The sequence below is a fragment of the Rehaibacterium terrae genome (assembly GCF_014202935.1).
In the GTDB taxonomy this organism is placed as follows: domain Bacteria; phylum Pseudomonadota; class Gammaproteobacteria; order Xanthomonadales; family Xanthomonadaceae; genus Rehaibacterium; species Rehaibacterium terrae.
The window spans coordinates 18913-45466 of sequence record NZ_JACHHX010000011.1 but is presented as its reverse complement, the minus strand read 5'-3'; the positions used below and the strand labels follow the sequence as shown (position 1 = coordinate 45466).

At 70.2% G+C, this 26554-nt stretch carries 25 protein-coding genes; 9 read left to right on the top strand and 16 right to left on the bottom strand.

From position 1 onward, the window contains the following. Window positions 1-45: 45 nt before the first annotated feature. From prpC to HNQ58_RS08670, 3 genes are all read left to right on the top strand, one after another. Window positions 46-1194 (top strand): bifunctional 2-methylcitrate synthase/citrate synthase, encoded by a 1149-nt coding sequence (prpC, locus tag HNQ58_RS08680; RefSeq protein ID WP_183948517.1) that lies wholly within the window; start codon window positions 46-48, stop codon window positions 1192-1194. Window positions 1195-1327: 133 nt separating this feature from the next. Beyond that, window positions 1328-2647 (top strand): MFS transporter, encoded by a 1320-nt coding sequence (locus HNQ58_RS08675; RefSeq protein ID WP_183948516.1) that lies wholly within the window; start codon window positions 1328-1330, stop codon window positions 2645-2647. 1 nt (window position 2648) lies between these two features. Further along, window positions 2649-3530 carry an alpha/beta fold hydrolase gene (locus HNQ58_RS08670; RefSeq protein WP_183948515.1) on the top strand — a complete coding sequence of 294 codons (882 nt, stop codon included), beginning with the start codon at window positions 2649-2651 and terminating at the stop codon, window positions 3528-3530. 45 nt (window positions 3531-3575) lie between these two features. Here the strand turns inward: HNQ58_RS08670 and HNQ58_RS08665 are convergent, their stop codons facing one another. The 5 genes from HNQ58_RS08665 to HNQ58_RS08645 form a co-directional block, all read right to left on the bottom strand. Then, window positions 3576-4190 (bottom strand): glutathione S-transferase family protein, encoded by a 615-nt coding sequence (locus HNQ58_RS08665; RefSeq protein WP_183948514.1) that lies wholly within the window; start codon window positions 4188-4190, stop codon window positions 3576-3578. Between the two features lie 104 nt (window positions 4191-4294). Next, entirely contained in the window at window positions 4295-4741 is a 447-nt protein-coding gene (locus HNQ58_RS08660; RefSeq protein ID WP_183948513.1) for a cell wall hydrolase, read from the bottom strand. 300 nt (window positions 4742-5041) lie between these two features. After that, window positions 5042-7063, bottom strand: coding sequence for an NADPH-dependent 2,4-dienoyl-CoA reductase (locus HNQ58_RS08655; protein ID WP_183948512.1), 2022 nt, complete (start codon window positions 7061-7063; stop codon window positions 5042-5044). A 64-nt stretch (window positions 7064-7127) separates the two neighbouring features. After that, a complete protein-coding gene (locus HNQ58_RS08650) occupies window positions 7128-7913 on the bottom strand; it encodes a DODA-type extradiol aromatic ring-opening family dioxygenase (RefSeq protein WP_183948511.1) in 786 nt (261 codons plus the stop codon). Window positions 7914-7961: 48 nt separating this feature from the next. Further along, window positions 7962-8369: a DoxX family protein gene (locus HNQ58_RS08645; protein ID WP_183948510.1), complete on the bottom strand. Its 408-nt coding sequence runs from the start codon at window positions 8367-8369 to the stop codon at window positions 7962-7964. A gap of 110 nt (window positions 8370-8479) precedes the next feature. Here HNQ58_RS08645 and HNQ58_RS08640 point away from each other — a divergent pair, with 110 nt between their 5' ends. The 3 genes from HNQ58_RS08640 to HNQ58_RS08630 all read left to right on the top strand — a co-directional run bounded on the left by HNQ58_RS08640 (window position 8480) and on the right by HNQ58_RS08630 (window position 11310). Then, window positions 8480-9370 (top strand): LysR family transcriptional regulator, encoded by an 891-nt coding sequence (locus HNQ58_RS08640; protein WP_183948509.1) that lies wholly within the window; start codon window positions 8480-8482, stop codon window positions 9368-9370. A 212-nt stretch (window positions 9371-9582) separates the two neighbouring features. Beyond that, entirely contained in the window at window positions 9583-10626 is a 1044-nt protein-coding gene (locus tag HNQ58_RS08635) for an OmpA family protein (protein WP_183948508.1), read from the top strand. A 114-nt stretch (window positions 10627-10740) separates the two neighbouring features. Continuing rightward, window positions 10741-11310 carry a hypothetical protein gene (locus HNQ58_RS08630; protein ID WP_246417253.1) on the top strand — a complete coding sequence of 190 codons (570 nt, stop codon included), beginning with the start codon at window positions 10741-10743 and terminating at the stop codon, window positions 11308-11310. Here the strand turns inward: HNQ58_RS08630 and HNQ58_RS08625 are convergent. The 8 genes from HNQ58_RS08625 to HNQ58_RS08590 all read right to left on the bottom strand — a co-directional run bounded on the left by HNQ58_RS08625 (window position 11297) and on the right by HNQ58_RS08590 (window position 18455). Next, on the bottom strand, window positions 11297-12325 hold the full coding sequence (locus HNQ58_RS08625; RefSeq protein WP_183948507.1) for an SAM-dependent methyltransferase: 1029 nt from the start codon (window positions 12323-12325) through the stop codon (window positions 11297-11299). The genes HNQ58_RS08630 and HNQ58_RS08625 overlap by 14 nt on opposite strands. Window positions 12326-12329: 4 nt before the next feature. After that, window positions 12330-13112, bottom strand: a complete 783-nt coding sequence (locus HNQ58_RS08620) for a DUF1295 domain-containing protein (protein ID WP_183948506.1) — start codon at window positions 13110-13112, stop codon at window positions 12330-12332. Then, window positions 13109-13666, bottom strand: a complete 558-nt coding sequence (locus HNQ58_RS08615) for a DUF2878 domain-containing protein (protein ID WP_221301229.1) — start codon at window positions 13664-13666, stop codon at window positions 13109-13111. The genes HNQ58_RS08620 and HNQ58_RS08615 overlap by 4 nt, the downstream gene beginning before the upstream one ends. Then, window positions 13663-14946 (bottom strand): SAM-dependent methyltransferase, encoded by a 1284-nt coding sequence (locus HNQ58_RS08610; protein ID WP_183948505.1) that lies wholly within the window; start codon window positions 14944-14946, stop codon window positions 13663-13665. The genes HNQ58_RS08615 and HNQ58_RS08610 overlap by 4 nt, the downstream gene beginning before the upstream one ends. Further along, a complete protein-coding gene (locus HNQ58_RS08605; protein ID WP_183948504.1) occupies window positions 14943-15719 on the bottom strand; it encodes a DUF1365 domain-containing protein in 777 nt (258 codons plus the stop codon). The genes HNQ58_RS08610 and HNQ58_RS08605 overlap by 4 nt, the downstream gene beginning before the upstream one ends. Then, window positions 15710-16954 (bottom strand): NAD(P)/FAD-dependent oxidoreductase, encoded by a 1245-nt coding sequence (locus HNQ58_RS08600; RefSeq protein ID WP_183948503.1) that lies wholly within the window; start codon window positions 16952-16954, stop codon window positions 15710-15712. Before HNQ58_RS08600 ends, HNQ58_RS08605 begins: the two co-directional genes overlap by 10 nt. Beyond that, entirely contained in the window at window positions 16951-17919 is a 969-nt protein-coding gene (locus tag HNQ58_RS08595) for an acyl-CoA desaturase (protein WP_183948502.1), read from the bottom strand. Before HNQ58_RS08595 ends, HNQ58_RS08600 begins: the two co-directional genes overlap by 4 nt. Before the next feature lie 89 nt (window positions 17920-18008). Then, a complete protein-coding gene (locus HNQ58_RS08590) occupies window positions 18009-18455 on the bottom strand; it encodes an OsmC family protein (RefSeq protein WP_183948501.1) in 447 nt (148 codons plus the stop codon). 66 nt (window positions 18456-18521) lie between these two features. Between HNQ58_RS08590 and HNQ58_RS08585 the strand changes: the two genes are divergently transcribed. Then, window positions 18522-19355, top strand: a complete 834-nt coding sequence (locus HNQ58_RS08585) for a pseudouridine synthase (protein ID WP_409616083.1) — start codon at window positions 18522-18524, stop codon at window positions 19353-19355. On the opposite strand, the gene kbl is transcribed toward HNQ58_RS08585, so the two are convergent. Continuing rightward, complete coding sequence (kbl, locus tag HNQ58_RS08580; RefSeq protein ID WP_183948499.1) at window positions 19318-20511, bottom strand: glycine C-acetyltransferase; 1194 nt, start codon at window positions 20509-20511, stop codon at window positions 19318-19320. The two genes, HNQ58_RS08585 and kbl, sit on opposite strands and share 38 nt — an antisense overlap. 166 nt (window positions 20512-20677) lie before the next feature. Here kbl and HNQ58_RS08575 point away from each other — a divergent pair, with 166 nt between their 5' ends. Further along, window positions 20678-22777 (top strand): toll/interleukin-1 receptor domain-containing protein, encoded by a 2100-nt coding sequence (locus HNQ58_RS08575; RefSeq protein ID WP_183948498.1) that lies wholly within the window; start codon window positions 20678-20680, stop codon window positions 22775-22777. Between the two features lie 120 nt (window positions 22778-22897). After that, window positions 22898-23374: a hypothetical protein gene (locus tag HNQ58_RS08570; protein WP_183948497.1), complete on the top strand. Its 477-nt coding sequence runs from the start codon at window positions 22898-22900 to the stop codon at window positions 23372-23374. Window positions 23375-23389: 15 nt separating this feature from the next. Here HNQ58_RS08570 and HNQ58_RS08565 read toward each other — a convergent pair whose 3' ends face one another. Both HNQ58_RS08565 and HNQ58_RS08560 read right to left on the bottom strand, forming a co-directional pair. Next, entirely contained in the window at window positions 23390-25096 is a 1707-nt protein-coding gene (locus HNQ58_RS08565) for a hypothetical protein (RefSeq protein ID WP_183948496.1), read from the bottom strand. Between the two features lie 85 nt (window positions 25097-25181). Next, complete coding sequence (locus HNQ58_RS08560; protein ID WP_183948495.1) at window positions 25182-26537, bottom strand: hypothetical protein; 1356 nt, start codon at window positions 26535-26537, stop codon at window positions 25182-25184. Between the last annotated feature and the right edge of the window lie 17 nt (window positions 26538-26554).

The window sequence follows — 26554 nt, the reverse complement described above, 5'->3', positions numbered from 1 at the left end:
GGACGGAGCCAATATAATCGCTGTTTTCACACCCGGGACTGCACCGTGAGCGAATCGACCACGCCCAAGCCGAAGAAATCCGTCGCCCTGTCCGGCACCGCCGCCGGCAACACTGCCCTGTGCACCGTCGGCCGCAGCGGCAATGACCTGCATTACCGCGGTTACGACATCAAGGACCTGGCGACGAAGGCCACGTTCGAGGAAGTCGCCTACCTGCTGGTGTACGGCCACCTGCCGACCTTCAGCGAGCTGCAGGCGTACAGGCGCAAGCTCAAGTCGCTGCGCGGCCTGCCGGCGCTGGTGCAGGAGACGCTGGAGCTGATCCCGGCCAATGCGCATCCGATGGACGTGCTGCGCACCGGCTGCTCGGTGCTGGGCACCGTACTGCCGGAGAAGGACGACCATGCCGTGCCTGGCGCGCGCGACATCGCCGACCGGCTGATGGCCAGTTTCGGCTCGATGCTGCTGTACTGGTACCACTTCACCCACAACGGCCGCCGCATCGAGGTCGAGACCGACGACGACTCGATCGCCGCGCATTTCCTGCACCTGCTGCACGGCCACCCGCCGAGCCAGCTGCACGCCGACGCGCTGGACAAGTCGCTGGTGCTGTACGCCGAACACGAGTTCAATGCGTCCACCTTCACCGCCCGCGTGATCGCCGGCACCGGCTCGGACATGTACTCGTGCATCACCGGTGCGATCGGTGCACTGCGCGGCCCCAAGCACGGTGGAGCCAACGAGGTGGCGATGGAGATCATCGCCCGCTACCAGAGTGCCGACGAGGCCGAGGCCGACATCCGCGCCCGGGTCGAGCGCAAGGAGATCGTGATCGGCTTTGGCCATCCGGTCTACACGGTGGGCGACCCGCGCAATCCGATCATCAAGGAGATCAGCCGCAAGCTCTGCAAGGAGGGCGGCAACCAGGTGCTGTTCGACGTGTCCGAGCGCATCGAGACGCTGATGTGGGACATGAAGCGGATGTTCCCCAACCTGGACTGGTACAGCGCCTCGGCCTACCACATGATGGGCGTGCCGACGGCGATGTTCACGCCGCTGTTCGTGATCGCCCGCACCTCCGGCTGGAGCGCGCACGTGATCGAGCAGCGCATCGACGGCAAGATCATCCGCCCCAGCGCCAACTACATCGGTCCCGAGGACCGCGAGTTCGTGCCGCTGGAAAAGCGCGGCTGAGCATCGCGTTCCCGGACAGTGCGCACAACGGGCCGCCGCGCGCGGCCCGTTGCCGTCATGGCGGCGGGCGGGGGTGGGGCGCCGTCATGCGGGGAGTTCGCGGGTTTGCCCCGCTTCGGTCAGAATCGGCCGCATGAACGAACGGGTGCGCGCATCGCGGCGGGAGATCCTGGGCTGGGCGATGTTCGACTTCGCCAACCAGGCCTACACGCTGCTGATCATCACCGTCGTCTTCGGTGACCTGTTCACCCGCATCGTGGTCGGCGACGCGCCCGACTACCGCCTCGGCAACCTGCTGTGGAGCCTGTCGCTGGCCACCAGTTACCTGCTGGTGGTGGTCTGCGCGCCGGTGGCCGGCGCAGTGATGGACGCGGCTTCGGCCAAGAAGCGCTTCCTGTTCGCCAGCTACCTGCTGACGGTGGTCGCCACCGCGGCGCTGTACTTCGTCGCGCCCGGCTATGCGGCACTCGGCGTACTGCTGCTGATCGTCTCGAACTTCGCCTATTCGATCGGCGAAGCCTTCATCGCCAGCTTCCTGCCCGGGTTGGGGCCGCCGCGCGATCTGGGCAAGATTTCCGGCTTCGGCTGGGCGCTGGGCTATGTCGGCGGGCTGGTGGCGACGGTGTTTGCGCTGCTGGCGCTGGGCGAGGTCAGTGAGGAGAACTTCCAGCGCATCCGCTGGGTCGGGCCGTTCGCCGGCGGGTTCTTCCTGGTGGCGGCGATCCCCACCTTCCTGTGGCTGCGCGAGCGCGGCACGCCAAGGCCGTTGCCGACGCTGCGCGATGCGCTGGCGACCGGTTTCGGGCGGGTGCGCGGCACGCTCTCGCGCCTGCGCCTGCATCGCGACCTGGCGGTGCTGCTGGTGTCGGTGTTCTTCGCCATGAGCGGCATCTACATCGTGATCGCCTATGCCTTCATCTACGGCGCGCAGGTGATCGGCTGGGACGAACCGGTGCGGGTGGTGATGTTCGTGCTGGTGCAGATCACCGCGGCCGCCGGCGCGCTCGGCTTCGGCTGGCTGCAGGACCGCATCGGCGCGCTGCGGACCTATCGCATCACGCTGTGGACCTGGGTGCTGGCGGTGCTGCTGATCCACCTCACGCCCGAGCTGAGCGTGCTGCTGCGGAGCATGGGCATCGACTGGCAGGCGCAGCAGGTGTTCCTCGTGGTCGGCTGCGCGGCGGGCATGAGCCTGGGGGCCTGCCAGTCGGCGACGCGCACGCTGGTCGGGCTGTTCTCGCCGCTTTCGCGCAGCGCCGAATTCTTCGGCTTCTGGGGCCTGAGCCTGAAGCTGGCCGGCGCCTTCGGCCTGGTCGCGGTCGGACTGCTGCAGGCCTGGCTCGGTCTGCGCACGGCGGTGCTGTTCTGCGCGCTGCTGTTCTTCGCGGCCTGGCTGGTCAGCCTGCGGGTGGACCAGGGGCGCGGCGAGGCGGCGGCCGAGACGGGCGGCTGACATGGACGCGGTCTGCCGCTTCCGTGCCGCCGATGGCGTCGAGTTGGGCTATCGCCGCTGGCGACCCCGGGCCGAGCGGGGGATGCCGTTGGTGCTGCTGCATGGCGCCGCCAGCAACGGCACCCGCTGGTGGCATTTCGTCGCCACCACCACGTTGCGGCACGGGCATCGGCTGATCCGCCCCGATCTGCGCGGCCACGGCCTGTCGCTGTGGCGCGGGCCGGCGGACATGGCCCGCTGGAGCGACGATCTGGCCGAACTGCTGGATCAGGAACGGATCCCGCGCGCCCACATCGGGGGGCATTGCCTGGGCGCGAACCTGGCACTGCACTTCGCCGCCCGCCATCCGGGGCGCTGCGCCGGACTGGTGCTGATCGAGCCGATGGTCAGGTCGGCGCTGGTCGGCACGCTGGCGCGGCTGCGACCGCTGACGCCTTTGCTGCGGCTGCTGGTGGCGTTGCTGCGCGGCGGCAACCGGCTGGGCCTGCACCGGCGCCACCTTCGACCGCTGGATCTGGAGGCGCTCGACCGCAGTGTGCAGGGGGCGATCGGCTCGTCCGCGATGCTGCGCCGCTACGGCTCGCCCTGGCACGACCTCAGGACACTGCCCAGCGCGCAGTACCTGGCCAACCTGCTGGAAGTGCTGCGGCCGCTGCCGCTGGCGCGGGTACGCAGCCCGGGCCTGGCCGTGCTCTCGCGCGGCCGGCTGATGGCCGATCCGGCGCGGACCCGGGCGGCGCTGGCGATACTGCCGGGCATCGAGTTCGTCGAGCTCGATGCCCGGCACTGGATTCCCACCGAACAGCCCGACGCCATGCGCGAGTGCATCGATGCCTGGGTGCTGGCCCACGATGCGACGCAGGACTCGCTTGCACCGGAGTGACAGCAGGGCGACGCCTTTCCGGTTTCCGGTTTCCGATTTCCGGCCTTACTCCAGCCCCTGCGCCTTCAGCGCCCGCTGCACGCCGGCATCCGCCTTCATCCGGGCGAAGTGGGCCTGCAGCCTGGGCTTGTCGGCGAGATCGATGCCGTGCGCCATCGCCCAGCGCAGGATCACGAACAGGTAGGCATCGGCCGGCGACCGGTGGCCGGCCAGCCAGTCGCGGTCGGTCAGGCGGCTCTCGACCGGGCCCAGCAGCAGGGCGATGCGCGCGCGGGCGGCCTGCTTGAGAGCGTCGTGCTGCGACGGGTCGGGATGGAAGCGCGCCGGGCTGAAGATCGGCCCGAAGGCCTTGTGCACGTCCGAGTTCAGGTAGGCCAGCCAGCGGTTGGTCTCGGCGCGGTCGCGCAGGCCGTTGTCGCCGCCCAGGCCCGCCTCCGGGAAGCGGTCGAGCAGGTAGTTGAGGATGGCGACGTTCTCGGTCAGCACCCAGCCGTCGTCGTCTTCCAGGGTCGGCACCACGCCGGCCGGGTTGATCTTCAGATACTCGGGCGAGCGCAAGGCATCGCGGGCGACTTGCCGGGTGTCGTACGGGCAGCCGATCCACTCCAGCACGATGTGGTCGGCCAGCGAGCAAGTGCCGGGGATGAAGTAAAGCTTCATGGTGGGAGGTGGGGCTCATCGACGGGAGCGCCCACCATGCGACAGCGCCCCGGCTCGAACAAGCCGGGGCGCTGGAACGCTGCGTGTGGAATGGGGCGTCGGGTTTACGGCGCCAGCCGCATCACCCGGTAGAAGCTGTGATCGCCGATGACCGCGACCGGCTGGGTCGCCCAGGCGGGGTTGGCCAGATCATGGGCGGCGAAGTGGCTGGCGCCGGGCACGATCTCCCTGCGCTGGCCGGGCGGCAGCGACCACTCGCGCTGGGTCTGGAAGGCGATCCGTACCGCCTTTTCCCAGGCCGTGACGTTCTTCAGCCGGTGGCCGGGGTGGATGAGGGTCGGCGCGAACTGCCCACGGGCAGTGACCACCTCGCAGACGCTCTCGCCCCACAGGCCGCTGTCGCGGCGGCGCAGGGCCACTTCGGCGACGGCGCGCTGCCCGGCTTCGGACTGGTTGCGCGCCTCCAGGTAGATGGTGGTGGCGAGGCACAGCGGCTCGGCGGCCGGCTGCGGCAGGACCTGGGCAAGCCAGAGAATCCAGGCCAGCTTCATGGCGGTACTCCTTGCTCCGTTGCGCCGCATTGCCCGCGGCCGCTCGGAAACGGCCACCCAACCTGCCAACGGGGGAAGGGAAGGGGACGGGACAGTCGGCCTGGCGTGATGGGGACGGACGGGCTTTTCGGCCCGGCCGCCGGCCGGTGGATCCGGTCCGGCACCCCCGCGCGGCCATGGGCGCGGGGGCGGTTCGGGGGCGCACCCTAACGGCCAGAAACCGAACGCCAGCTGAACGTGGCGTCAGAACCGATTGATTCCATTCAGGTTTGCCCGCTGCGCGGAGCGTTCCGCCGGCGTTCAGAGCATGGCGGCGAGACGACTGCCCTGGTCGATGGCGCGCTTGGCGTCGAGTTCGGCGGCGACATCGGCGCCGCCGATCAGGTGCGGCTGCCGGCCGGCGGCCTGCAGCGGTGCGAGCAGCTCGCGCAGCGGCTCCTGGCCGGCACAGACCACCACGTGGTCGACCGCCAGCAGGCGCTGCTTGCCCTCCACCTGGATCCGGAAGCCCTCGTCGTCGACGCCCAGGTACTGCACCCCGCCCAGCATCTGCACACCCTTGGCCTTGAGTGTGGCGCGATGGATCCAGCCGGTGGTCTTGCCCAGTCGTGCGCCGGGTTTGCCAGGGCTGCGCTGCAGCAGCCAGATCTCGCGGGCGGGCGCTTCCGGTGCCGGTCTGGCCAGCCCGGCGCGGGCCTCGAAGGCCGGGTCCACGCCCCACTCGCCCATCCAGCGGACGGGATCGAGCGCGGGCGAGTCGCCGTCATGGACCAGGAATTCGGCCACGTCGAAGCCGATGCCGCCGGCGCCGACGATGGCGACCCGGCGACCCGGCACCACGCGTCCGGTCAGCACATCGAGGTAGCCGACGACCTTGGGGTGATCGCTGCCGGGGAAGCGCGCCTGCCGCGGCATCACGCCGGTGGCCAGCACTATCTCGTCGAACGGCCCCAGGTCTTCCGCCTTCACCCGCGCGTTGAGATGCAGGCGCACGCCGGTCTGGGCGATCCGGCGGCGGAAGTAGCGCAGGGTCTCGTGAAACTCCTCCTTGCCGGGGATCTTCTTGGCCAGGTTGAACTGGCCGCCGATCTCGCCGGCGGCGTCGAACAGGGTCACCTCGTGGCCGCGCTCGGCGGCGACCGTGGCGCAGGCCAGCCCGGCCGGGCCGGCGCCGACCACGGCGATGCGCTTGCGTGTCTGGGCGCGGGTGTAGATCAGCTCGGTCTCACGGCAGGCGCGCGGGTTGACCAGGCAGCTGGCGCGCTGGTTGACGAAGACATGATCCAGGCACGCCTGATTGCAGGCGATGCAGGTGTTGATGTCCTGCGCCCGGCCCTGTTCGGCCTTGATCACCCACTCGGGGTCGGCGAGGAAGGGCCGCGCCATCGACACCATGTCGGCCTGACCGGTGGCGAGGATGCGTTCGGCCACGTCCGGCATGTTGATGCGGTTGGTGGCGACCAGCGGCACGCCGACGTGCGGTCGGAGCTTGGCGGTGACACCGGCGAAGGCGGCGCGCGGCACCGAGGTGGCGATGGTCGGCACCCGCGACTCGTGCCAGCCGATGCCGGTATTGATGATGGTCGCGCCGGCCGCCTCGACCGCCTTGGCCTGGGCGACGATTTCGTCCCAGGCCGAGCCGCCCTCGACCAGGTCGAGCATCGACAGCCGGTAGATCAGGATGAAGTCCGGCCCGCAGGCCTCGCGGATGCGGCGCACGATCTCGACCGCGAAGCGCATCCGCTTCTCCGGGTTGCCGCCCCACAGGTCGCCGCGCTTGTTGGTGCGCGGGGCGAGGAACTCGTTGATCAGATAGCCCTCCGAGCCCATCACCTCGACCCCGTCGTAGCCGGCCTCGCGGGCCAGCCGCGCGGCATCGGCGAAGGCCTGGATCTGCCGCTCGACGCCGCGATGGCTGAGCGCGCGCGGCGTGAACGGGTTGATCGGCGCCTTCAGCCGGCTTGGCGCCACCGAGAACGGGTGATAGGCGTAGCGGCCGGCATGCAGCAACTGCAGGCAGATGCGTGCGCCTTCGGCGTGCACGGCGCGGGTCACCTGGCGGTGCTTGCGCACCTCCCAGGGCCAGCTCAGCTTGCCGGCGAAGGGCTTGAGCCAGCCGACCATGTTGGGCGCGAAGCCGCCGGTGACCATCAGCCCGACCCCGCCGCGCGCGCGCTCGGCGAAGTACGCCGCCAGCTTGGGGAAGTCGCGGCTGCGATCCTCCAACCCGGTGTGCATCGAACCCATCAGCACCCGGTTGGGGAGGGTGCAGAAGCCGAGGTCGAGCGGGGCGAACAGGTGCGGGTAGGGCGTGTTGCTCATGCGGATGCGAGGGGGTGGCACGGAGCGCCTACCCTGCCCGGAATCCGCCGGGGCGACAAGCCGGTCAGTGGAAGGCGTAGGCGTCCATGGCCAGCGAGCCGAACTGCCCGGAGTGATGCAGGCGCTCGACACGCGCCGTGTCGCCGCTGGCACCGAGGGCGAAGAACAGCGGCATCAGGTGCTCGACCGTGGGGTGGGCGCGGCGGGCGTGCGGGGCGCGCGCGCACCAGTCGAGCAGGGCATCGGTGTCGCCGGCGAGCAGGCGCGCGTGCATCCAGTCGGCGAACTGGCGTGCCCAAGGCGGGGCCGGCCCATCGGGCCGCCGCCAGTCCAGTTCGCCGAGGTTGTGGACGAAGCCGCCGGAGCCGATCAGCAGTACCCCCTCGTCGCGCAGCGGCGCCAGGGCGCGCCCGATCCGCAGGTGCCACGCTGCATCGCCGCGCGGATCGACCGCCAGCGGCAGCACCGGAATCTCGGCGGCCGGGTACATCCGCCGCAGCGGCACCCAGACGCCATGATCGAGGCCGCGCAGCGGGTCGACCCGGCCGGGCAGACCGGCCGCGCGCCACAGTCCGGCGATGCGTCCGGCCAGCGCCGGATCGCCCGGCGCAGGGTAATCGAGCGCGTAGAGCGGGGCCGGGAAGCCGGTGAAGTCGTGCACGGTCGCCGGCTTCGGCGCGCCGCCCACCGCCGGTACCGCGGCCGGATAATGCGCCGAGGCCACCACGATGGCGTGCGGCCTGGGCCAGCGTGCGGCCAGATCGTCGAGGAAGCGCCCGGCGGGCGAGTCCTCGATCGCCAGCATCGGCGCGCCGTGCGACAGGAACAGGGTGGGGAGGAGGGCGGTCATGGCACGCAAAGCCGGCGGGGCCACCGGGACGGCGGCCCCGGATGGGAGTCAGGCGCGGGCGGCGTTGAGCTTCAGCGCAAAGGCGCCCGGGCCGAGCAGGGCCTGCACCAGCGCGGTGATGCCCAGGAACAGCGGGAACTCCCAGCCGCCACCCGGCGCGCTGAACACCCAGCCGTTGCCGGCATGCGGGTAGATCGCGCCGAAGGCGATCACGGCAAGGCCCAGCGAAGCCCAGCGGGTCATCACGCCGGCGAGCAGGGCGAGGCCGCCGATCAGTTCGCCGGCGATGACCAGGTGGGCGAGGAAGCCCGGAAAGCCGATCGACTCGAAATAGCCGACCGTGCCCGGGATCGTGAACACGAACAGCTTCAGGCCGGCATGGGCCAGGAACAGGATGCCCAGCGAGAGGCGCAGCAGGGTGGCGGCGTAGTCTTGGGGCCGGAGGGTGGAAGTCATGGCGATATCCTCGATCAGGGGCCGGCGGGTGCCGGTGTGGGCATAGCTTCGCCAGTGCCAAACAGCAAGTAAATCGACAAAAAACGAAAACTTTGATTGCATGATTGCAAATGGACTGGGACGACCTCCGCTACTGCCTTGCCATCGCCCGCGCCGGCACGCTGGCCGGCGCCGCCCGTGCGCTCGGGGTGAACCACTCCACCGTGTTCCGCCGGCTCAATGCCTTCGAGGAAAAGATCGGCGTGCGCGTGTTCGAGCGGCTGCCGGCGGGCTATGTGCCCACCGCCGAAGGCGAGGAGATCCTGCGTCACGCCGAGGCGGCCGACGAAGCGGTGCTGGCGTTGGAGCGCACCGTCGCCGGCAAGGACTACCGGCTGGCCGGCCGGATCCGATTGACCACGGCTCCGAACCTGGCGGCCGACTTCGTCGCCGGCTATCTGCCGGACTTCCTGGCGATGTACCCCGACATCCGCATCGAGATCGCCGCCGGCGACCGCGATTTCGACCTCGCCCGTCGCGAGGCCGATCTCGCCCTGCGCGCCACCTCCACGCCACCCGAGTACCTGGTCGGACGGCGCGTGTGCGAGGTGCCGTGGTGGGTGTTCGTCGGCGAGTCCTATCTCGCCCGGCGTGCGCCACCGCGCGACATGGACGAGCTCGGGCAGCACCCGTTGATCGGCGCCGAGGCCAGTTTCCTGCGTGTGCCGGTGTTCGCCTGGCTGGAGGGCCGCCACGGCGAGTCCGCCTTCACCGTGCGCGCCAGCGACCTCAACACGATGGCGGCGCTGGCGGCGGCCGGGCTGGGGCTGGCGCTGCTGCCGATCGACCAGCAGATGCCCGGGCTGCTGCCGCTGTTTCCGGTGACGCCGAATTTCGAGGCCGGACTGTGGCTTCTCACCCACCCGGACCTGCGCCATGTGGCGCGGATCCGGGTATTTTCCGACTATCTGGCCGAGCGGCTGCGGGCCGATCCGCGGCTGCGGGCGCCGGGTTCCCGCTGACGCCCGGGCGGGTGTGCCGGCAAGGCCTGGTGTCCTGCCAGGCTTGGTTTCGGCCCGGTGTGGCGCCTGTGCGCAGCCTTTGTTAGAGTTTGGTTAACGCAGCTTTCACGGATGCGTTGTAAGCTGGACAAGATGGCGTGCAAACAATGGCCGTCGCGTTGGTGAGCCTGCTTCTCGAGAGGCGGCTGAATTCCATCATCAAGGAGCTGACCATGAAGAAGAAACTCCTGTGCTGTGCCCTGCTCGGTGCGCTGGGTGCGGCTCAAGCCGTTGTGGCCCAGGATTACGATGATCGCTGGTATGTGAGTGCTTCTGCCGGGCAGATCGGGTTCGACAGCAAGCGTGAGCTGAAGGATGCCGCGTTCGGCACCATCGGCTTGGGCAAGTTCTTCAGCCCGCGTTGGTCGGTTGATTTCGATCTGACCTACACCAATCCGCGCTTCGAGGCCAATGAGCTTCTGTGGAGCATGTACGGTGCCAGCGTCACCGGACGCTACCACTTCCGCAATGCCGATCGCGGCTGGTGGCCGTATGTCGGTATCGGTGGCGGCGTGCTGCGCAGCGAGGAGGAGTTCGATGCTTTCCCGAACCCGAACTCGCCCGGTGAGAACAAGACCAACAACCTCTTCGTGCAGCCGGTGGTCGGCCTGCAGGCCAGCTATGGCCGTGCCAGCGGCCGGGCCGAGCTCGGTTACCGTTTTGACTTCAACGACAGCAGCGTGGCGGCGCCGACCCGTGACCGGTTCAGCGACCTGCTGCTCTCGGTCGGCATCACGATCGCCCTCGGCCCCGAGCCGGCCAAGCCGGTCGAGCCCGAGCCGGTCGCTCCGCCGCCGCCGCCGCCGCCGCCGGTGCAGTACTGCCCGGATGGTTCGGTGATGGGGCCGGACGGCTGCCCGGTGCCGCTGACCATCGACCTGCGTGGCGTCAACTTCGACTTCGACCGCGCCACCCTGCGTCCGGACGCGATCGCCATCCTCAACGAGGCGATCGAGATCCTGAAGAAGTATCCGGACCTGCGCGTGGAAGTGGCCGGCCACACCGACCTGTGCGGCCCGGAGAGCTACAACCAGCGCCTGTCGGAGAGCCGTGCCCGCGCGGTGTACGAGTACCTCACCAGCAACGGCATCTCGGCTTCGCGCCTGGTCGGCCCGGTCGGTTATGGCGAGAGCCGCCCGCTCGAGCCCACGCCGCAGACCTTCCCGGCGTGCAAGAGCGAGACCAACCGCCGCACCGAGCTGAACGTGCAGAACTGATACCGCACGTCCCGCCTCGCGTGACCACGAAGCCCGGCCCAGTGCCGGGCTTCGTCTTTCCGCGTGCCGGTGTCCCGTGTCGGCCCGGCCGTTCAGCGGGTTCAGGCGCCGCGCTTGAATCGCCGCGGCGCGATTGCCTACACTGCGGCGGACTTCGTTGCCGGACACCCGCCGCTCATGCCACGCACCGCTTTCGTTGCCGCGCTGATCCTGTTCTCACTGGGTACGACGGAGGCGGTGGCGACGGATTGCGCCGGCAGCGCCGTGCCGTTGCCGCTGCCGGTGCGGCCGACGGCGATTCCTCCCGTCGCCCACGAACTGCCAGGCACTGGCAGCCAGCTCGGTGAACCGCGCGGCCTGCTGGCGCGTTACAGTGACGAATCGCAGTCGGTCGACCGCGTGCTGATGCGCTCCCGTCTGAAGGCCTGTCGGCAGGCGGCTGCCGCCGATCCCGGCGCCGGCTACACCCCCCGGACCGAATTCGACAACACGCCTTATCGCTTCAACGCGCGCAAGGGCTTCACTGCCGCCGAGTTCGAGGCGTGGATGAAGGAAAAGGGCATCCGCATCGTCAACGGTCGCGCCGTGATCGGCGGTGCGCCGCAACCGGCCGAGGCCGCAGCGCAGCCGGCCGCGGCCACTGCGACGACGCAGTGCGCGCAGGGTGCCGCTAGCGCTTGCTGAAGCGGTAGTGGGCGACCAGCCACTGGCTGCCGCCCTCCCAGCCGAACAGTTCCGCGCAGGCCATCCAGAACATCCGCCAGCGTTGCGCCCACAGTGCGCCCTCGCGCTCGCCGCAGGCGGCGCGCAGCACGGCCAGCACCTCCCCGCGGTTCGCGTCCTGGTTCGCCAGCCAGTGGTTGGCGGTTTTCTGGTAGTGCGTGCCCGGTAGCAGCCAGCGCTGCTCCAATGCCAGATGCTCCTGGAAATGCAGCAATGTGTCGGCCGCGGGCATCAGGCCGCCGGTGAAGAAGTACCGCCCCATCCAGTTGTCCTCGCCCTCGGTCTGGAACGGGTACATCAGGAAGCGGTGGCAGAAGATGTGCACGAACAGCCTGCCGTCGTCCTCCAGCCAGCCGGCGATGTTGGCGAGCAGATGCCGGTAGTTGCGCATGTGCTCGAACATCTCGATCGAGACGACGCGGTCGAAGCGTGTGTCCAGCGCCAGCCGGTTCACGTCGCAGGTGATGATCTCGACGTTGCCCAGGCCGCGCGCGCGGGCTTGAGCCAGGATGTGCTCGCGCTGCGTGCGTGAGTTGGAAACGCCGGTGATGCGCGCATTCGGGTAACGCTCGGCCATCCACAGCGTGAGCGAACCCCAGCCACAACCCAGTTCGAGTATGCGCTGGCCATCAGCCAGCCCGGCGCGTTCTTCGTACAGCGCCAGCATGGCTTCCTCGGCCTGGTCCAGGGTCTCGTCCCCGCGCGGATAGTAGGCGCAGCTGTACTTGAGGCGCTTGCCCAGGCACAGTTCGAACAATCGTGTCGGCACCTCGTAGTGCTGGGCGTTGGCGGCTTCCGTCTCGATGGCGATCGGGCTGCGCCGCAACGTGTCGAGCAGCGCGCGGAAGCGGGCATCGGCACGGGCGGGGTCGTCGATGTGCTCCTCGCGCAGGCGTCGCGCGCACAGGCGGCGGATGCCGTGACGGATCAGCGCGTCGGGAATCAGGCCACGTTCGGCCAGGGCGATCGGCGACATCGGTTCAGTTCCTCGGGCGGCGCGGCGGCCAGGGGATGAAGGGGCTGACTTCGCGCTGGTAGCGGCGGTAGGCCTCGCCGCGGCTGCGCAGGGCCTGCTGCTCGGTCCATGGAATGCCGGTGAAGCGGTACAGGAAGAGCAGCATCAGCAGCGGTCCGGCCAGGCTCAGCCACCACTGCGGCGCGCCGATGGCGAGCAACACGTAGGCGAACCAGTGCAGCCATTCGAAGAAGTAGTTCGGGTGGCGCGACCAGCCCCACAGCCCATCGCGGCAGACCTCGCCCCGATTGGCGGGGTTGGCGCGAAAGCGCGCGAGCTGGCGGTCGGCCAGTGCCTCGCCGCCGACGGCCAGCGCCCAGATCGCCAGCGCAAGCGCCGTCCACACGGTGAAGTCGCGCTCGGGGTTGCCGGCCGCCACCAGCATCGGCAGCGCGAAGATCGCGACGAACACGGCCTGCGCCTGGAAGAACACGAAGAAATAGCGTTGGTTGCCTTGCCAGTGCTCACGCAGGAAGCGGTAACGGCCGTCCTCGGGTTCGTGCAGCACGCGATGCAGCAGGTGCAGGCACAGCCGCGCTCCCCACAGGCTGCCCATCATCGCGACCAGCCCGCGCGGCAGTGCCGCGCCGTCGCCGAAGGCGCCGGCGAACAGCGCTGCCGCCGCCATCAGGCCGGCCCAGACCACATCGACGTAGCCGGCGTTGCCGATCCGTCGGCACACCCACCACGCCGCCGCCATGACCAGCGCCGAGGCGATCCAGACGATGAGCAGCCCGGTGAGGATCATCGCCCGGCCACCTTCGCGCCGATGCGCGTCCTGTGGATGCGGCCCACCCGCAGCAGCAATGGCACCACCAGCGCCCACGCCAGCGACACCGCCAGCAGCGCCGGCAGCGGGTCGCCGACGAATTGCACCGCACCGAAGCCACGTGCGGCGGCCAGGTAGGCCAGGGGGGCGCCGGCTGCGCCCAGCGCGGCAGCCAGCCAGGGCAGGCCGCGCAGTCGCGCCAGCGAGTGATTGAGGGTGAGCGCGAAGCCGAGCCACATCGCCATGATCCACGGCGGCGCCACGCTTTCCGGCCAGGGCGCGGCGAAGACGACCAGGCCGGCACGTACCCACAGGGTGTCGAGCGCGAAGCCGAGCGGCAGCGCCACGGCCAGCAGCGACAAGTCCTCGCGCCGGCGTCCGCCCCAAGTCAGTACGGCCGCAGCGAACGCCAGCGCCGCCAGCGGCCCGAGCCAGGACAGCCCGTTCGCCGCGCCGATCACGGCGGCGAACCAGACGAGCTGGAAACCGATGGCGTTGGCGAGCGTGGACAACATGGTGGGCGCGCGGGTCATGCGTCGGGAACGAACTGCGCGCGACGATTGCCCGGCTTGGCGAACAGCAGTTGGGCATCGCCGATACTGCGCTCCAGGAATCCGCCTTCGCAGTAGCACAGATAGAACACCCACAGTCTGATGAAGCGCGCGTCATGGCCGAGTGCACGCACCCGCTCGCGCGCAGCCAGGAAGCGCTCGCGCCAATGGCGCAGCGTGAGCGCGTAGCTGGGGCCGATGTCCTCCATGTTGAGCAGGCGCAGGTCGGTGACGCGCGCCATCGAGGACAGGATCGCGCTCACCGAGGGAATGAAGCTGCCAGGGAAGACATGGCGCTTGATGAAATCCACCTCGCGCAATGCCTTCGCGTAGCGGTGGTCCTCGATGGTGATGGCCTGGACCAGCGCCAGGCCATCGTCCTTCAGCAGGGAGGCGCATTTGCGCAGGTAGGTGTCGAGGTACTGGTGACCAATGGCTTCGACCATTTCGATCGACACCAGCTTGTCGTAGCGGCCGGTGAGGTCGCGGTAGTCCTCCAGCAGCAGCGTGACGCGGTCGGACAGGCCGGCGGCGGCGATGCGCTCGCTGGCCAGGGCGTGCTGCTCCTTCGAGATCGTCGTGGTGGTGACGCGGCAGCCGTAATGCCGTGCCGCGTGCAGCGCGAAGCCGCCCCAACCGGTGCCGATCTCGATCACGTGGTCGGCGGGCTTGAGGTCGAGCTTGCGGCAGATGCGGTCGAGCTTGCGGACCGAGGCCGATTCCAGCGGCTCGTCCGGCTCGGCGAATATCGCCGACGAGTACATCAGGTTGTCGTCGAGGAACAGCTGGAACAACTCGTTGCCGAGGTCGTAATGGGCGGCGATGTTGCGCCGGCTGCCGGCGCGGGTGTTGCGGTGCAGCGCGTGCAGCAGCTTCATGGCCAGCCCGCCGAGCCGCGCGCCGCCGGTCTCCATGCCGTCGAGCAGGTCGCGGTTGCGCACCAGCAGTCGCACCAGTGCAACCAGGTCGTCGCAATCCCAATGGCCGTCCATGTAGGCCTCGCCGGCACCGACGCTGCCGTTGAGCGCAACCTGCCGGTAGAAGTCCGGCGTGTATACGCGCACGCAGGCCTGCAGCGGCTCGGTCGTATCGGGGTCGGCGCGGCCGAGCTCGGTTTCGCCGAGCGCGTCGTGTACGGTCAGTCGACCGCGCAATCCGGCGAGCCGGGCCAGCAGGCGCTCACGCAGGAAACGGTCGAGGCTGCCGTAACGCGCGCTGTCGCGGTCGATGTCGCGGGGCAGGGAATCGGCGGGGGTACTCATCGGGTAGCGTTCCTCGCGGCGGTGTCGGGGTGGTCGTGCACCGGCACGCCCTTGAGCTTCAGGCGCAGGGCCTGCCAGTAGATGCCGGCGAGCACCCGCAGGGTCATCGCCGGGTAGCGCGCCAGACAGCGCGCCAGGTTCGGGCCGTCGAGCGGACGGCGCACCAGCACGAGGGTGGCGTCGAACTCACGACAGTCGCGCTCGCGGACGGTCATGTGCACGCGCAGTTGGTCGCCCGGCACGGTGAAGCGCCAGTCGTACTCGCGCGCCATCGCCATGAACGGCGAGACGTGGAAACGCTTGTCGAAACGCCAGCCCAGCGCCTTGCCGTGCGCCTTCGCTTCCCGTGCCGGCAGCACGTAGGCGTGGCGCTCGTTCCAGGGGGTGTTGTTGATCTCCGCCATCACCCAGTCCAGGGTTTTTCCGTCCGCGGCGAAGCCGTAGTAGAAGCTCACCGGGTTGAAGCAGTGGCCGAAGTAGCGCAGGTGCGTCAGCAACCGGATCGGCCCGGCCGGGCGCCGGCCGGTCCTGGCGGCCACGGTGTCGCGCACGCAGGCGTCGAGCGGGCGGCTGGGATCACCGTGGTAGTCGGCGCGGCGGAACCAGGCCAGGTTGGGGCGGTCCGCCGACCACAGCCAGCGATCGCGAAAGACCTGGTCGAGCTCGGCCAGATCCAGATAGAGCTGGAACATCCGGTAGCCGAATGCATGCTCGCGCGGCGCGAAGCGGCGGTGCCGGACCCAGCCCTCGTAGATGGCGCTGTTCAGTCCCATGCCGCCCCCAGCCCGCGAGCCACGTCCACCGCGCTGCGCAGGCCGTCCTCGTGGAAGCCGAATCCCCAGTACGCGCCGCAGTACCAGGTGCGGTTGCGGCCGTTGATCTCGTCGCGACGTGCCTGCGCGGCGATGCTGGCATGGGTGAGCACCGGGTGGTGGTAGACCATTCGCGCGATGATCCTGTCCGGGTCGATATCCGCGCTCCGGCCCAGCGTGACCACGAACGGTTCGGGCGAGTCGAACGACTGCAGCAGGTTCATGCAGTAGCTGACGGTGCATTGCGCCTCGGGCGTGGCCGGAACGAAGGCGTTCCATGCGGCCCACGCCTTGCGCCGGCGCGGCAGCAGGCGGGCGTCGGTGTGCAGGATGGTGTCGTTGGCCTGGTAGGGGATGGCGCCGAGGATGTCCTGCTCGCGCTGGTCGGCGTCGCGCAGCAGGCGCAGGGCCTGGTCGCTGTGGCAGGCCAGCACGATCTGGTCGAAACGCTCGCTGCCGGCGGCGCTGTCCACCTCCACCGCATCGGTGAGCCGGCGCACGGCATATACCGGGGTGGCGGTGCGGACCTGCACATCCCAGCGTGACCGCATCGCCTCCACGTAGCGGCTGGAGCCGCCGCGTACCACCCGCCACTGCGGCCGTCCCTCGACCTGGAGCATGTGGTGGTTGGCCATGAACTGCACCAGGTACTTGGCGGGAAACCTCATCACCGTCGCTGTCGGTGAGGACCACAGGGCGCTGGCCATCGGGATCAGATGGTCCTCGGCGAACATCGCCGAGTAGTCGTTGGCGGCGAGGTAGTCGCCGATCGTCGGGCCATCATCCGGCAGGTCGAGCAGCGTGGGTGCCTCGCGGTAGAAGCGCAGGATCTCGCGCACCATCCGCCAGAAGCGCGGTCGCAGCAGGTTGCGGCGCTGGCAGAACAGGCCGTCGAGGCTGCTCGCGTTGTATTCGAGCCCGTTGCGCGCGTCCTGCACCGAGAAGCTCATCGTGGTCGGCTGCGAGCCCACCTCCAGCTCGCCGAACAACCGGCACAACAGCGGGTAGTTGACCGGGTTGAACACGATGAAGCCCGAGTCCACGTGGTACACGTGCCCGCCGCGCTCGACGGCGTGGGTGTGGGTATGCCCGCCAAGCCGCGCCTCGCGCTCGAACAGCACCACCTCGTGTTTTCGCGACAGCAGCCAGGCCGCGCCCAGCCCGGCGATGCCGCTGCCGACCACCGCGATCCTCATGCACGCTCCCGACGCGATCCGAGCACCGCCGCGGGCACGGGCCTGAGGTCGCGCACCAGGCCGAGCAGCGCCAGCAGGCGCAGGCCGTAGTAGGTCAGGTCGATCTCCCACCAGCGGAAGCCCTGTCGTGCCGAGCCGGGATAGTGGTGATGGTTGTTGTGCCAGCCCTCGCCGAAGGTCAGCAGCGCCAGCAGCCAGTTGTTGCGGCTGTTGTCGCGGGTGGCGAAGCGTCGGCTGCCCCAGCGGTGGGCGAGCGAATTGATGGTGAAGGTGACGTGAAACAGCGCCACCGTCGAAACGAAGAAACCCCAGACGAGCAGTTGAGGCCCGTTGGTCTGCAGCGCCGGATAGGCCCGTTCGAGCCAGCTGCCGAGGAAGTACAGCCCTGCCGCCAGCGCGACCGGCACCACGATGTCGTAGCGGTCGAGCCAGCGCAGTTCGGGATAGCGGGCGAGGTCACGGATGGCCCGGTGGTCGGTATGGAAGCCGCGCTCACTGAGGAACCAGCCGACATGACTCCAGAAAAATCCGCGTGTCACCGGCGAGTGGAGGTCTTGCGCAGTGTCCGAATGGCGATGATGGTGCCGATGGTGTGCCGCCCACCACAGCGGCCCGCGCTGCACCGCCGAAGCGCCCAGCAGGGCGAACGCGAACTGCACCGGACGCGAGGTGCGGAACGCCTTGTGCGAGAAGTAGCGATGGTAGAAGGCGGTGATCGCGAACATTCGCAGCGCGTACAGCGCGAGCGCCACCGACAGTGCGAACCAGGAGAACCCGACCCACAGCACGCCCAGGCAGGCCGCATGCAGGCCGATGAACGGCAACACCCGCAGCCAGTCGATGCGGTCGGGGCTGCCCTCGGGCACCGGCGCGGTGGCATCGCCGCTGTCGAACCAGCGCCGCAGCGCCAGCCAGCGGTCGGGCCGGGGGGAGGTCAGGGAACGGGTGTCGTGCGATCCATCCATGCGCCAGACATTGCCGGGCGCGCGGTGATGGGGCAGTGAATCCGCGAGGCGTCACGGCTTTCACGCGGCCGTGACGGCGAGGTGTCCGCTCAGAGGGCGATGCTGACGGCGGTACGCACCGAGTTGGCGATGAAGCAGTTGGCGTGCGCCTTGGCGTGCATGCGCTCGATCGTGCTCGGGTCGGGCCGTCTGTCACCGCCGAAGTCGATGCGCGGACGCAGGCTGACCCGGGTGATCGCCAGCCGGCCCTGTTCATTCTTCTCCAGGAAGCCGACCGGGTGGTCCTCGTAGCGCTCGACCAGGTAGCCGCTCTTGGCGGCCACGGCCAGGAAGGTGAGCATGTGGCAGGACGACAGGGCCGCGACCAGCATCTCCTCCGGGTCGACGCCGGCCGGGTCGCCGAACCAGGCCGGCGCCGAAGAGGCTTTCACCGTCGCGCCGTTGTCGAATTCCAGCGTGTGGTCGCGGCTGTACTTTTCGTAGGTGAACTCGTGATCGCCGCGCGACCAGCGGACGACGGCGGTGTGTTCGGACATGGCGTGCTCCCGGAATGGCAGGGCAAGCGTAGCCATTTCGCCCCCGGCTGCGCCATGCTTCCGCCGATGAAAACACCATCGTCCCTGCGCACTGCCGCCGTCGCCCGCCGCCTTGGCGTCGCCCGCGTGCTGTCCAAGGCCGGGCTGTGCTCGCGCACCCGGGCGGCCGAGTGGGTGCGCGCCGGGCGGGTGGGTGTGAACGGGCGCATCGTGCGCGACCCGGAGCATCCGGTGGTGGAGGGGCGCGACCGGGTCACGGTGGACGGCCGGCCGGTCGAGGCGGCCGAGCGCGTGTACCTGCTGCTCAACAAGCCGCGCGGGCTGGTCACCACCGTCGCCGACGAGCGCGGGCGGGACACCGTCTACCGTTGTTTCGACGGCGCCGGACTGCCCTGGATCGCGCCGGTCGGCCGGCTCGACAAGGCCAGTGAAGGGCTGCTGCTGTTCAGCAACGACCCGGAATGGGCGGCGCGCATCGCCGATCCGGACACCGGCCCGGACAAGACCTACCACGTGCAGGTCGACACGATTCCCGATGATGCGCTGCTGGCGGCGCTGTGCGCCGGCATCGACGATGGCGGCGAGCACCTGGCCGCGAAGTCGGCGCGGTCGCTGCGCGTCGGCGCGAAGAACGCCTGGCTGGAGATCGTGCTCGACGAGGGCCGCAACCGGCAGATCCGTCGCCTGCTCGCCGCCTTCGACATCGGTGTGCTGCGGCTGGTCAGGGTCGGCATCGGCTCACTGGTGCTGGGGGATCTGGGCAAGGGCCAGTGGCGCCTGCTGCATCCCGAGGAAGTCGCGTCACTGGCGGCGGGGAAGGCCGGCGGCGGCGGAGTGCGCCGCGCGCCGCGGCGGCTTCCGGTCACCGGATCACGCCCAGTTCGCGACCAACCTGGGTGAAGGCGGCGATGGCGCGGTCCAGGTGCTCGCGGGTGTGGGCGGCGCTCATCTGGGTGCGGATGCGGGCCTGGCCCTTGGGTACCACCGGATAGAAAAAGCCGATTGCGTAGATGCCTTCCTCCAGCAGCCGCTCGGCGAACTTCTGCGCCAGCGGCGCGTCGTACAGCATCACCGGCACGATCGGGTGCTCACCGGGCTTGAGATCGAAGCCGGCGGCCGTCATCCGCTCGCGGAAGTAACGGGTGTTGTCGGCCAGCGTTTCGCGCAGGTCGCCGGCCGCGGCCAGCATGTCGAACACCTTGATGCCGGCGGCCACCACGTGCGGCGGCAGCGAGTTGGAGAACAGGTACGGTCGCGAGCGCTGGCGCAGCATCTCGATCACCTCCCTGCGACCAGTGGTGAAGCCGCCGAGCGCGCCGCCCAGCGCCTTGCCGAGCGTGCCGGTGATGATGTCGATCCGGTCCAGCACGCCCTTGACCTCGGCCGAGCCACGGCCGGTGGCGCCGAGGAAGCCGGTGGCATGGCATTCGTCGATGTGCACCAGCGCGTCGTACTTGGCCGCGAGCCGGGTGATCTCGTCCAGCGGCGCGATGAAGCCATCCATCGAGAACACGCCGTCGGTGGTGATCATGATCGTCTGCGCGCCGTCGGTGCGGGCCTGCTGGAGCTGCTTCTCCAGGTCGGCCATGTCGCAGTTGGCATAGCGGTAGCGGCGCGCCTTGCACAGGCGGACACCGTCGATGATCGAGGCATGGTTGAGGGCGTCGGAGACGATGGCGTCGTTCTCGCCCAGCAGCGGCTCGAACAGGCCGCCGTTGGCATCGAAGCAGGCGGCGTAGAGGATCGTGTCCTGCTTGCCGAAGAAGTCGGCGATCTTCGCTTCCAGCCGCTTGTGCAGATCCTGGGTGCCGCAGATGAAGCGCACCGAGGCCATGCCGAAGCCGTGCGTGTCGAGCGCGTCCTTGGCGGCCTGGATCACCTCCGGGTGGTCGGCCAGCCCGAGGTAGTTGTTGGCGCAGAAGTTCAGCACCCGGCGGCCATCGGCCAGCTCGATCTCCGCCGACTGCGGGCTGGTGATGACGCGCTCGGACTTGAACAGCCCCTGCGCGCGGATGGATTCGAGCTCGGCGGCGTAACGCTGGATGGCGGTGGACATGGGCGGTTCCGGGGCGTGGCTGTGCGGGGAGCGCGGATTTTAGCCCAGCCGGGAGCGTGGCCGTTTCGATGACGCCGCGGCGTTGCCTGTCTGTACGGTCCGATGCGCGAGGGGGCGCGCACGGTGCGCGAACGCGGCAGGCCGCGTTGCGGCGGAGGATGCCCTCATGCGCTACCGCGCCTTCATCAGCTACAGCCATCGCGATGCCCGTTGGGCGCGCTGGCTGCACCGTGCGCTGGAAGGCTACGCGGTGCCGCGCCGGCTGGTCGGCGCGGCCGGCGAGTTCGGCCCGGTGCCGTCACGCCTGCGGCCGGTGTTCCGCGACCGCGACGAACTGGCCTCCGCCGCCGACCTCGGCCAGCGTGTGAAGGACGCGCTGGTGGCGTCCGAGGCGCTGGTGGTGATCTGCTCGCCGGCCGCCGCCACCTCGCGCTGGGTGAACCAGGAGGTGCTTGCCTTCCGCCGCCTCGGTCGTGATGCGCGGCTGTATGCGCTGATCGTCGACGGCGAGCCCAACACCGGCGATGCGCGCGAATGCTTCCCGCCGGCATTGCGCGACGGCGCCGACGGCTTGCCGCCGCTGGAACCGATCGCCGCCGATGCGCGCCCCGGCGGCGACGGTCATGCGCTGGCGCGGCTCAAATTGCTCGCCGGCCTGCTCGGTGTCGAACTGGATGCGCTGCGCCAGCGCGATGCGCAGCGCCGTCATCGCCGCATGCTGGCAGTGGTGGCCGCCTCGCTGGCCGGGATGATGCTGACCGGCTGGCTGGCCTGGACCGCCAGCGTGGCCCGCGACGATGCGCGCCGCCGGCAGGACCAGGCCGAGGACCTGATCGAGTTCATGCTCACCGACCTCAAGGAGCGGCTGGAGGGCCTGCAGCGGCTGGACGTGCTCGACGCCGCCGCCGACAAGGCGCGCGAGTACTTCGACGCGCTGCCGCCGCGCGACCTGGACGAGGACGCGCTGGCGCGTTCGGCGCAGGCCCTGCGCCAGCTCGGCGACCTGCGCATGCGCCGCGGCCAGTGGGACGAGGCGCTGGCGGCCTTCGTCCGCGCGCGCGACATCGACGCCGAACGACTGGCGCGTGCGCCGGACGATACGCAGCGCATCTTCGACCTGGCGCAAAGCGAGTTCTGGGTCGGCAACGTGCACTTCCGCCGCAACCGCTACGGCGAGGCGCTGCTCGCCTTCCAGGCCTACCGCGATGCCGCCGCGCGGCTGGTACGGAGCGCGCCCGACAGGCCCGAGTGGCTGATGGAGCTGGGTTATGCGCACGTCAACCTGGCCAGCGCGCACAGCGGCGCGCGCAATCATGCCCTGGCCCTGGAGCACGCCGAACGCGGCGTCCACCATCAGCGCCAGGCCATCGCCCTGCGACCGGACGACGAGACGCTGCAGCGCGAGGTGATCGAAGCGGTCGCCTGGCTGGGCACCATCCAGGGCAATGCCGGCCAGCTGCACGATGCCTGGCGCAGCCGTGTCGAAGTGCGAGAAAGCTGGGAAGCGCAGGCGCGTGCGCATCCCGGCGACCTGCGCATCGAGCAGAAGCTGGCCTACGCCTGGCGTGGCGAGGCCACCGCCCTGCTGTGGCTGGGACGCGGCGAGGAGGCCTTGGCCGCCTATGGCGAGACCATGACGCGGCTGGCCCGGCTGGTCGCGCACGATCCGGACAATGCCGGCTGGGCGCGCGTACTCGCCAACGCCAGCGTCGATCACGCCCGCGCCTGGGTCGACCTGCAGCGTCCGGACGACTTCCCGGCCCCGGTGCTGGCGCGACTGCAGGCGATGGCCGACCCGCTCGAGCACAGCGTGCCCGAGCACGCCGCCGCGCGTGCGCAGGCACGTGCGCTGTTGGCCTGGCGCGCGGCGCGCATGGGCGAGCGCGAGGCAGCGCAGGCGCAGCTAGACAGCGCCTGGCGCTTCCTGGAAGGGCTGCGCGCGGCGCACCCGCAGGACACTACGATCGGCCGACACTACGTCGAGGTGGCGCTGCTGCGCCAAGCGACCGAACCGGACTGGCTGTCGCCCGCGCGAGTCGAAATGCTGGAGGCGGATGTCGACGATGCCCGGCTCGGTCTGGCCGAACGTGCCGCGCTGGCGCGATTGTGGATCGCCGCCGGCCGCCCGGACCGGGCGCAGGCCTCTGTGGACACGCTGCACGCGCAAGGCTTCGCCGAAGCCGCATTCCTGCGCGCCTGCCGGCATGCCGGCCTCTGCACGTCCGGGCCCGAGGTGGTGGCCGGCGCCACGACGGACAGGCGTTGAACTCCGGAGGCAGGGCCTGGCGGAAGGGCCGCGCAGGCGGCCCCGAGGGGACGGCAGGCCACCGGGTCGGCGTGGGCGGCGCCGCCTCGGTCCGTCCCGCGCCGCCCTGGAGCCACAGTCATGAGCGATGCCACCGTTTCCCTCGTTTTCAGCGTGTCCGGCCAGGGCAAGGTCTCGTTGGCCAGCGCGGCCGTCGCCGGCAACGGCGCCAGCGTCGATGCCAAGGGCAACGTCAAGGTCCTGCGCGACCGCACGGCCGACCTGGTGTTCTCGCTCGACCAGGCCTCGGCCAGCCGCTGGGGCATCACCGCGGTCGCCCTGAAGGGCCACAAGGTAGGCAAATGGGATGGGCTGGGCGGCAAGCCGGCGCTGACCGCAGGCGAGGAAGCCGATTTCAGCGCCGGGGGGCGCGGTTTCAACCGCGTCACCGGCCAGCTGCAGTTCGACCCGTCCGAGCGCCGCGCATCGGTCACCATCAGCGACGCCAACCGCCGTCCGTCCAAGCTCGACTACCGCCTGACCGTGGCCACCGCCAGCGGCAGCGCGGTCGGGCAGTTCGATCCGATGGTCGAGAACGAGGGTGTCAGCATCCGCTGAGGACGGGCGTCCGGCTCATCCAAGCTGGCTGTGCTCCAGCGGCCGGTCGCGGTGCAGCAGGGTCCACTCGGCGTGCTCCTCCAGCGCGGCGGCGCCCAGCGCCTGCAGGATGCGGCGGCGCTCGTCGTCGTCGCGGGCGCGGTCCAGCCGCTGGCGGGCGTTGCCGTAGATGCGCGCCATGAAGCGGTACTGCTTGATCAGCTCCTTGTCGGCCTTCTTGTGGGAATACGCTTCGCGCACGCCGGCGATCAGCGGCAGCATGCCCATCAGCACCAGCAGCCAGCCCTCGAGCGGCTCGTCGATCCACGGATTGAAGGCCAGCAGGGCCACCGCGGTGAGCAGCCCCAGGGCCAGGCAGGCGTGGCCGACCTTGCGGGTGCGCAGGTAGTGGCGGGCGCGCTCGTCGGCGCGATGGCGGAAGTAGTCGAACTGGCCGGACTCGCGACTGCCGACCCAGTGCTGCATCACCCAGTCCAGCCAGGCCGGATGCGGCCGTTCGCCGGGGTTGCCGTACAGGCTGGGCATGCGCATGACGTGACGGATCCAGCCCAGCTCGATGTCCTGCTTCTGCAGGAAGCTGTCGTAGGCGAAGCTCGGCGAGTCACGGTTGGCGGCGCCGGCCAGGGCGAGGTGAAACTGCACACGCAGGCCTTCGGCGAGCACGCGGTAATCCAGGTAGCGCCGATGCCATTGCCGCGATTCGCCGATGCGCCAGAGCGCGAAGCCGAGCGCGAACAGGCCGAGGAAGACGGCGATGAACCACTTCGAGGCGTCCAGTTCGGAGTAGGCCAGGAAGGACAGCCCCATCAGCACGGCCAGCACGTGGATCGCCAGCAGCGACTGGTGCACGCGGCGCTGAAAATGCACCGCCAGCCAGTCGGCGGTGGCGAACAGGCGGTCGATGCGCAGCGCGACCGCGGTCGGCGATGCCGGTGGGCGCGCCGGCAGCAGGGTCGTGCGCGCGCGATCGATCCGCATCCGGTAGCGTGCGAGATCGGCGTTGAACGCCGCCATCTGGCGGAACATGCGGTCGTAGCCGTTGGGCACCGGACCGTCGCCGGGCACGCGGCTCTCGGCGGTGAGCCACCAGGCGTCGCCCGCTTTCGTCGACGGCGTTTCGCCGCGTCGCGAACAGACGACGTGGTACACGAGGTCGCTGTCGTCGTCGGCGAACAGGTTGGGCGCGTCGCTGGCGCGGCGCAGGCCAGGCAGCTCCTCGTGCAGGTGGAAGTGCAGCACCTGGCCGGTGCCGCCGGGCGCGTCGGTGGGCCTGCCGTCCCACAGCGCCAGCAGGATCTGGCAGTGGCTGGAGATGAACAGGCCGAGCTGCGCGTACTGACGGTCGCGGACGGGCTTGGAGGCGAGGCCGGCGGCGGTGTCGCCCGGCGCCAGCGGCAATTCCAGGACATCGGCATCGGCGATCAGCGCGCGGAAGCGCGCCAGCGTCGCCGGGTCGGAAAAGTCGCGCTCGTAGTCGGGCAGCGGCATCGGCAGGGGGGCCGTCAGCGGGATGCGCAGTTCGCGCGCCACTTCCGCCACCAGCAGGTCGCCGCCCTCGGCCAGTGCGCACAGCAGGCGCAGCGGCGTGCCCGGATAGTCGCGCCGCAGGCGTTCGAGCAGCGCACGCACGGTTCCGCGCAAGGCCGGCTGCTCCGCATCGACCAGGTCGCGATGCGCGACCACGCCGATGACCAGTTGCGCGGGCTGTTCGCTGACGGGCACGGGTGCGCCTCGAATCGCAGGGATGGGTGGCCCGGCCGTCGCCGGGCACGATGCGCGGCATGCGCATCGTCTTTCCAACGCAGGCTCAGGGCGAAACCGGCGAAGCCACGTAGGGCGGGGCGCCGGCGTAGCGTACGTGCGGCACCAGGCTCCAGCCGCGGCGGGTCAGCATGCGCTCGCTGCGCGGGCTGAGCCGGCCACTCACCAGCAGGGTGCGGTAGCGGCGGTCGCCGATGCCGGGGCGGTCGAACCACTGCCGGATCTGCGGCGTCCAGCTCAGGTAATCCACCGGCAGCGGCAGCACGAATTCGCCGCCGCGGGTCAGGTAGGCCGGCAGCGCGCCGACCGGCACGAAGTGGCCGCCGTGTGCCTCGTCGCGCAGGTAGTGGTCGAGCAGGCGCAGGCTGTTGACCACGAAGCGCGCCTCGACCTCGCTCGCCGCCATCAGCGCGGTTTCCAGGAAGGCCTCGCAGCCGCCGGCCGGGCGCAGCCCGACCAGCAGGTCGACCAGCGCGGTCTGCAGGGTCGGCGTATAGGTGCCCTTGTGCAGGAAAGCGTAGCGCAGCTCCTCGTCGGCGCATACGCGCGCGAGCTGGTCCTCGTTGCGCGCACGCACGTCTTCGGGCGCCATGGTCAGCACCAGGCGGTCGACCTGCTGCACGTAGCCGAGCACCTCGCTGGCGCCGCCGGTGGCCAGGGCCAGCGCCTGGTTGATGCCGAGCTTGCCGCTGCTGGCGGCCCAGGCCAGCGCGTCCAGGCGCTCCTTGAGCAGCGGATTGCTGGTGTAGGGGTCGACCCCGAGCCGCTCGGCGATCTCGCGGCGCGCCTTGCCGTAGCCGGCCTCGTTCTTGATCAGCCGGCCCAGCTCGCGCGCGGGCTTGTCCCACCAGGGCCGGTCTTCGGCCGGGGTGGGATCGCGGGTGGCGGCCAGCGGGCCGTCGACCTCCTGGTAGGGCGAGCCTTCATGGCTGATGCGCTCGTCGATGCGGTGGCCGAGCTTGCGCGCCTGTGCGCCCAGTTTCGACAGCCTCTCGCCGAAGTAGCGCAGCACGCCCTGCGGCAGTCCGACCACGCTCTGCACCGGGTGGCTGGCGACGTTGGCGATCGCCTTCACCGGCGCGGCAACCGCCTCCAGGCCGCTGGCGCGCAGCGTTTCGCCGACGCTTTCCGAGTACAGCGCCTCCAGCGCCGGCATCTCGCCGACGCGGATCGCCAGCATCTCCACGCTCTCGGCCTGCAACTCGCCCCACGGCGTGTGCAGGCGGAAGCGCGCCTGGTAGCCGCGCACCTCGGCCCGGGCCTCGACCCGGTACCCGGGGCCGGCCAGCAGGGCGGGCGCGACCAGCTCGGCCGCCGGCAGCACCGGTTCCTGTTCGGCGTGCGCTGGGGCGCCCGCGCAAAGCGCGAGCACGAACGGCAGGAGGCGGCGCGACAGCGACATCGACGGGGCGAGGTGTG

Coding starts and splice junctions, on each gene's coding strand:
- HNQ58_RS08570 (WP_183948497.1), top strand. CDS start 22,898: ATGAGCGATGCCACCGTTTCCCTCGTTTTCAGCGTGTCCGGCCAGGGC.
- HNQ58_RS08650 (WP_183948511.1), bottom strand. CDS start 7,913: ATGACCGCCCTCCTCCCCACCCTGTTCCTGTCGCACGGCGCGCCGATG.
- HNQ58_RS08640 (WP_183948509.1), top strand. CDS start 8,480: ATGGACTGGGACGACCTCCGCTACTGCCTTGCCATCGCCCGCGCCGGC.
- HNQ58_RS08590 (WP_183948501.1), bottom strand. CDS start 18,455: ATGTCCGAACACACCGCCGTCGTCCGCTGGTCGCGCGGCGATCACGAG.
- HNQ58_RS08670 (WP_183948515.1), top strand. CDS start 2,649: ATGGACGCGGTCTGCCGCTTCCGTGCCGCCGATGGCGTCGAGTTGGGC.
- HNQ58_RS08645 (WP_183948510.1), bottom strand. CDS start 8,369: ATGACTTCCACCCTCCGGCCCCAAGACTACGCCGCCACCCTGCTGCGC.
- HNQ58_RS08620 (WP_183948506.1), bottom strand. CDS start 13,112: ATGATCCTCACCGGGCTGCTCATCGTCTGGATCGCCTCGGCGCTGGTC.
- HNQ58_RS08610 (WP_183948505.1), bottom strand. CDS start 14,946: ATGAGTACCCCCGCCGATTCCCTGCCCCGCGACATCGACCGCGACAGC.
- HNQ58_RS08560 (WP_183948495.1), bottom strand. CDS start 26,537: ATGTCGCTGTCGCGCCGCCTCCTGCCGTTCGTGCTCGCGCTTTGCGCG.
- HNQ58_RS08655 (WP_183948512.1), bottom strand. CDS start 7,063: ATGAGCAACACGCCCTACCCGCACCTGTTCGCCCCGCTCGACCTCGGC.
- HNQ58_RS08575 (WP_183948498.1), top strand. CDS start 20,678: ATGCGCTACCGCGCCTTCATCAGCTACAGCCATCGCGATGCCCGTTGG.
- HNQ58_RS08605 (WP_183948504.1), bottom strand. CDS start 15,719: ATGGGACTGAACAGCGCCATCTACGAGGGCTGGGTCCGGCACCGCCGC.
- HNQ58_RS08585 (WP_409616083.1), top strand. CDS start 18,522: ATGAAAACACCATCGTCCCTGCGCACTGCCGCCGTCGCCCGCCGCCTT.
- kbl (WP_183948499.1), bottom strand. CDS start 20,511: ATGTCCACCGCCATCCAGCGTTACGCCGCCGAGCTCGAATCCATCCGC.
- HNQ58_RS08660 (WP_183948513.1), bottom strand. CDS start 4,741: ATGAAGCTGGCCTGGATTCTCTGGCTTGCCCAGGTCCTGCCGCAGCCG.
- HNQ58_RS08615 (WP_221301229.1), bottom strand. CDS start 13,666: ATGACCCGCGCGCCCACCATGTTGTCCACGCTCGCCAACGCCATCGGT.
- HNQ58_RS08625 (WP_183948507.1), bottom strand. CDS start 12,325: ATGTCGCCGATCGCCCTGGCCGAACGTGGCCTGATTCCCGACGCGCTG.
- HNQ58_RS08635 (WP_183948508.1), top strand. CDS start 9,583: ATGAAGAAGAAACTCCTGTGCTGTGCCCTGCTCGGTGCGCTGGGTGCG.
- HNQ58_RS08595 (WP_183948502.1), bottom strand. CDS start 17,919: ATGGATGGATCGCACGACACCCGTTCCCTGACCTCCCCCCGGCCCGAC.
- HNQ58_RS08665 (WP_183948514.1), bottom strand. CDS start 4,190: ATGAAGCTTTACTTCATCCCCGGCACTTGCTCGCTGGCCGACCACATC.
- HNQ58_RS08675 (WP_183948516.1), top strand. CDS start 1,328: ATGAACGAACGGGTGCGCGCATCGCGGCGGGAGATCCTGGGCTGGGCG.
- HNQ58_RS08600 (WP_183948503.1), bottom strand. CDS start 16,954: ATGAGGATCGCGGTGGTCGGCAGCGGCATCGCCGGGCTGGGCGCGGCC.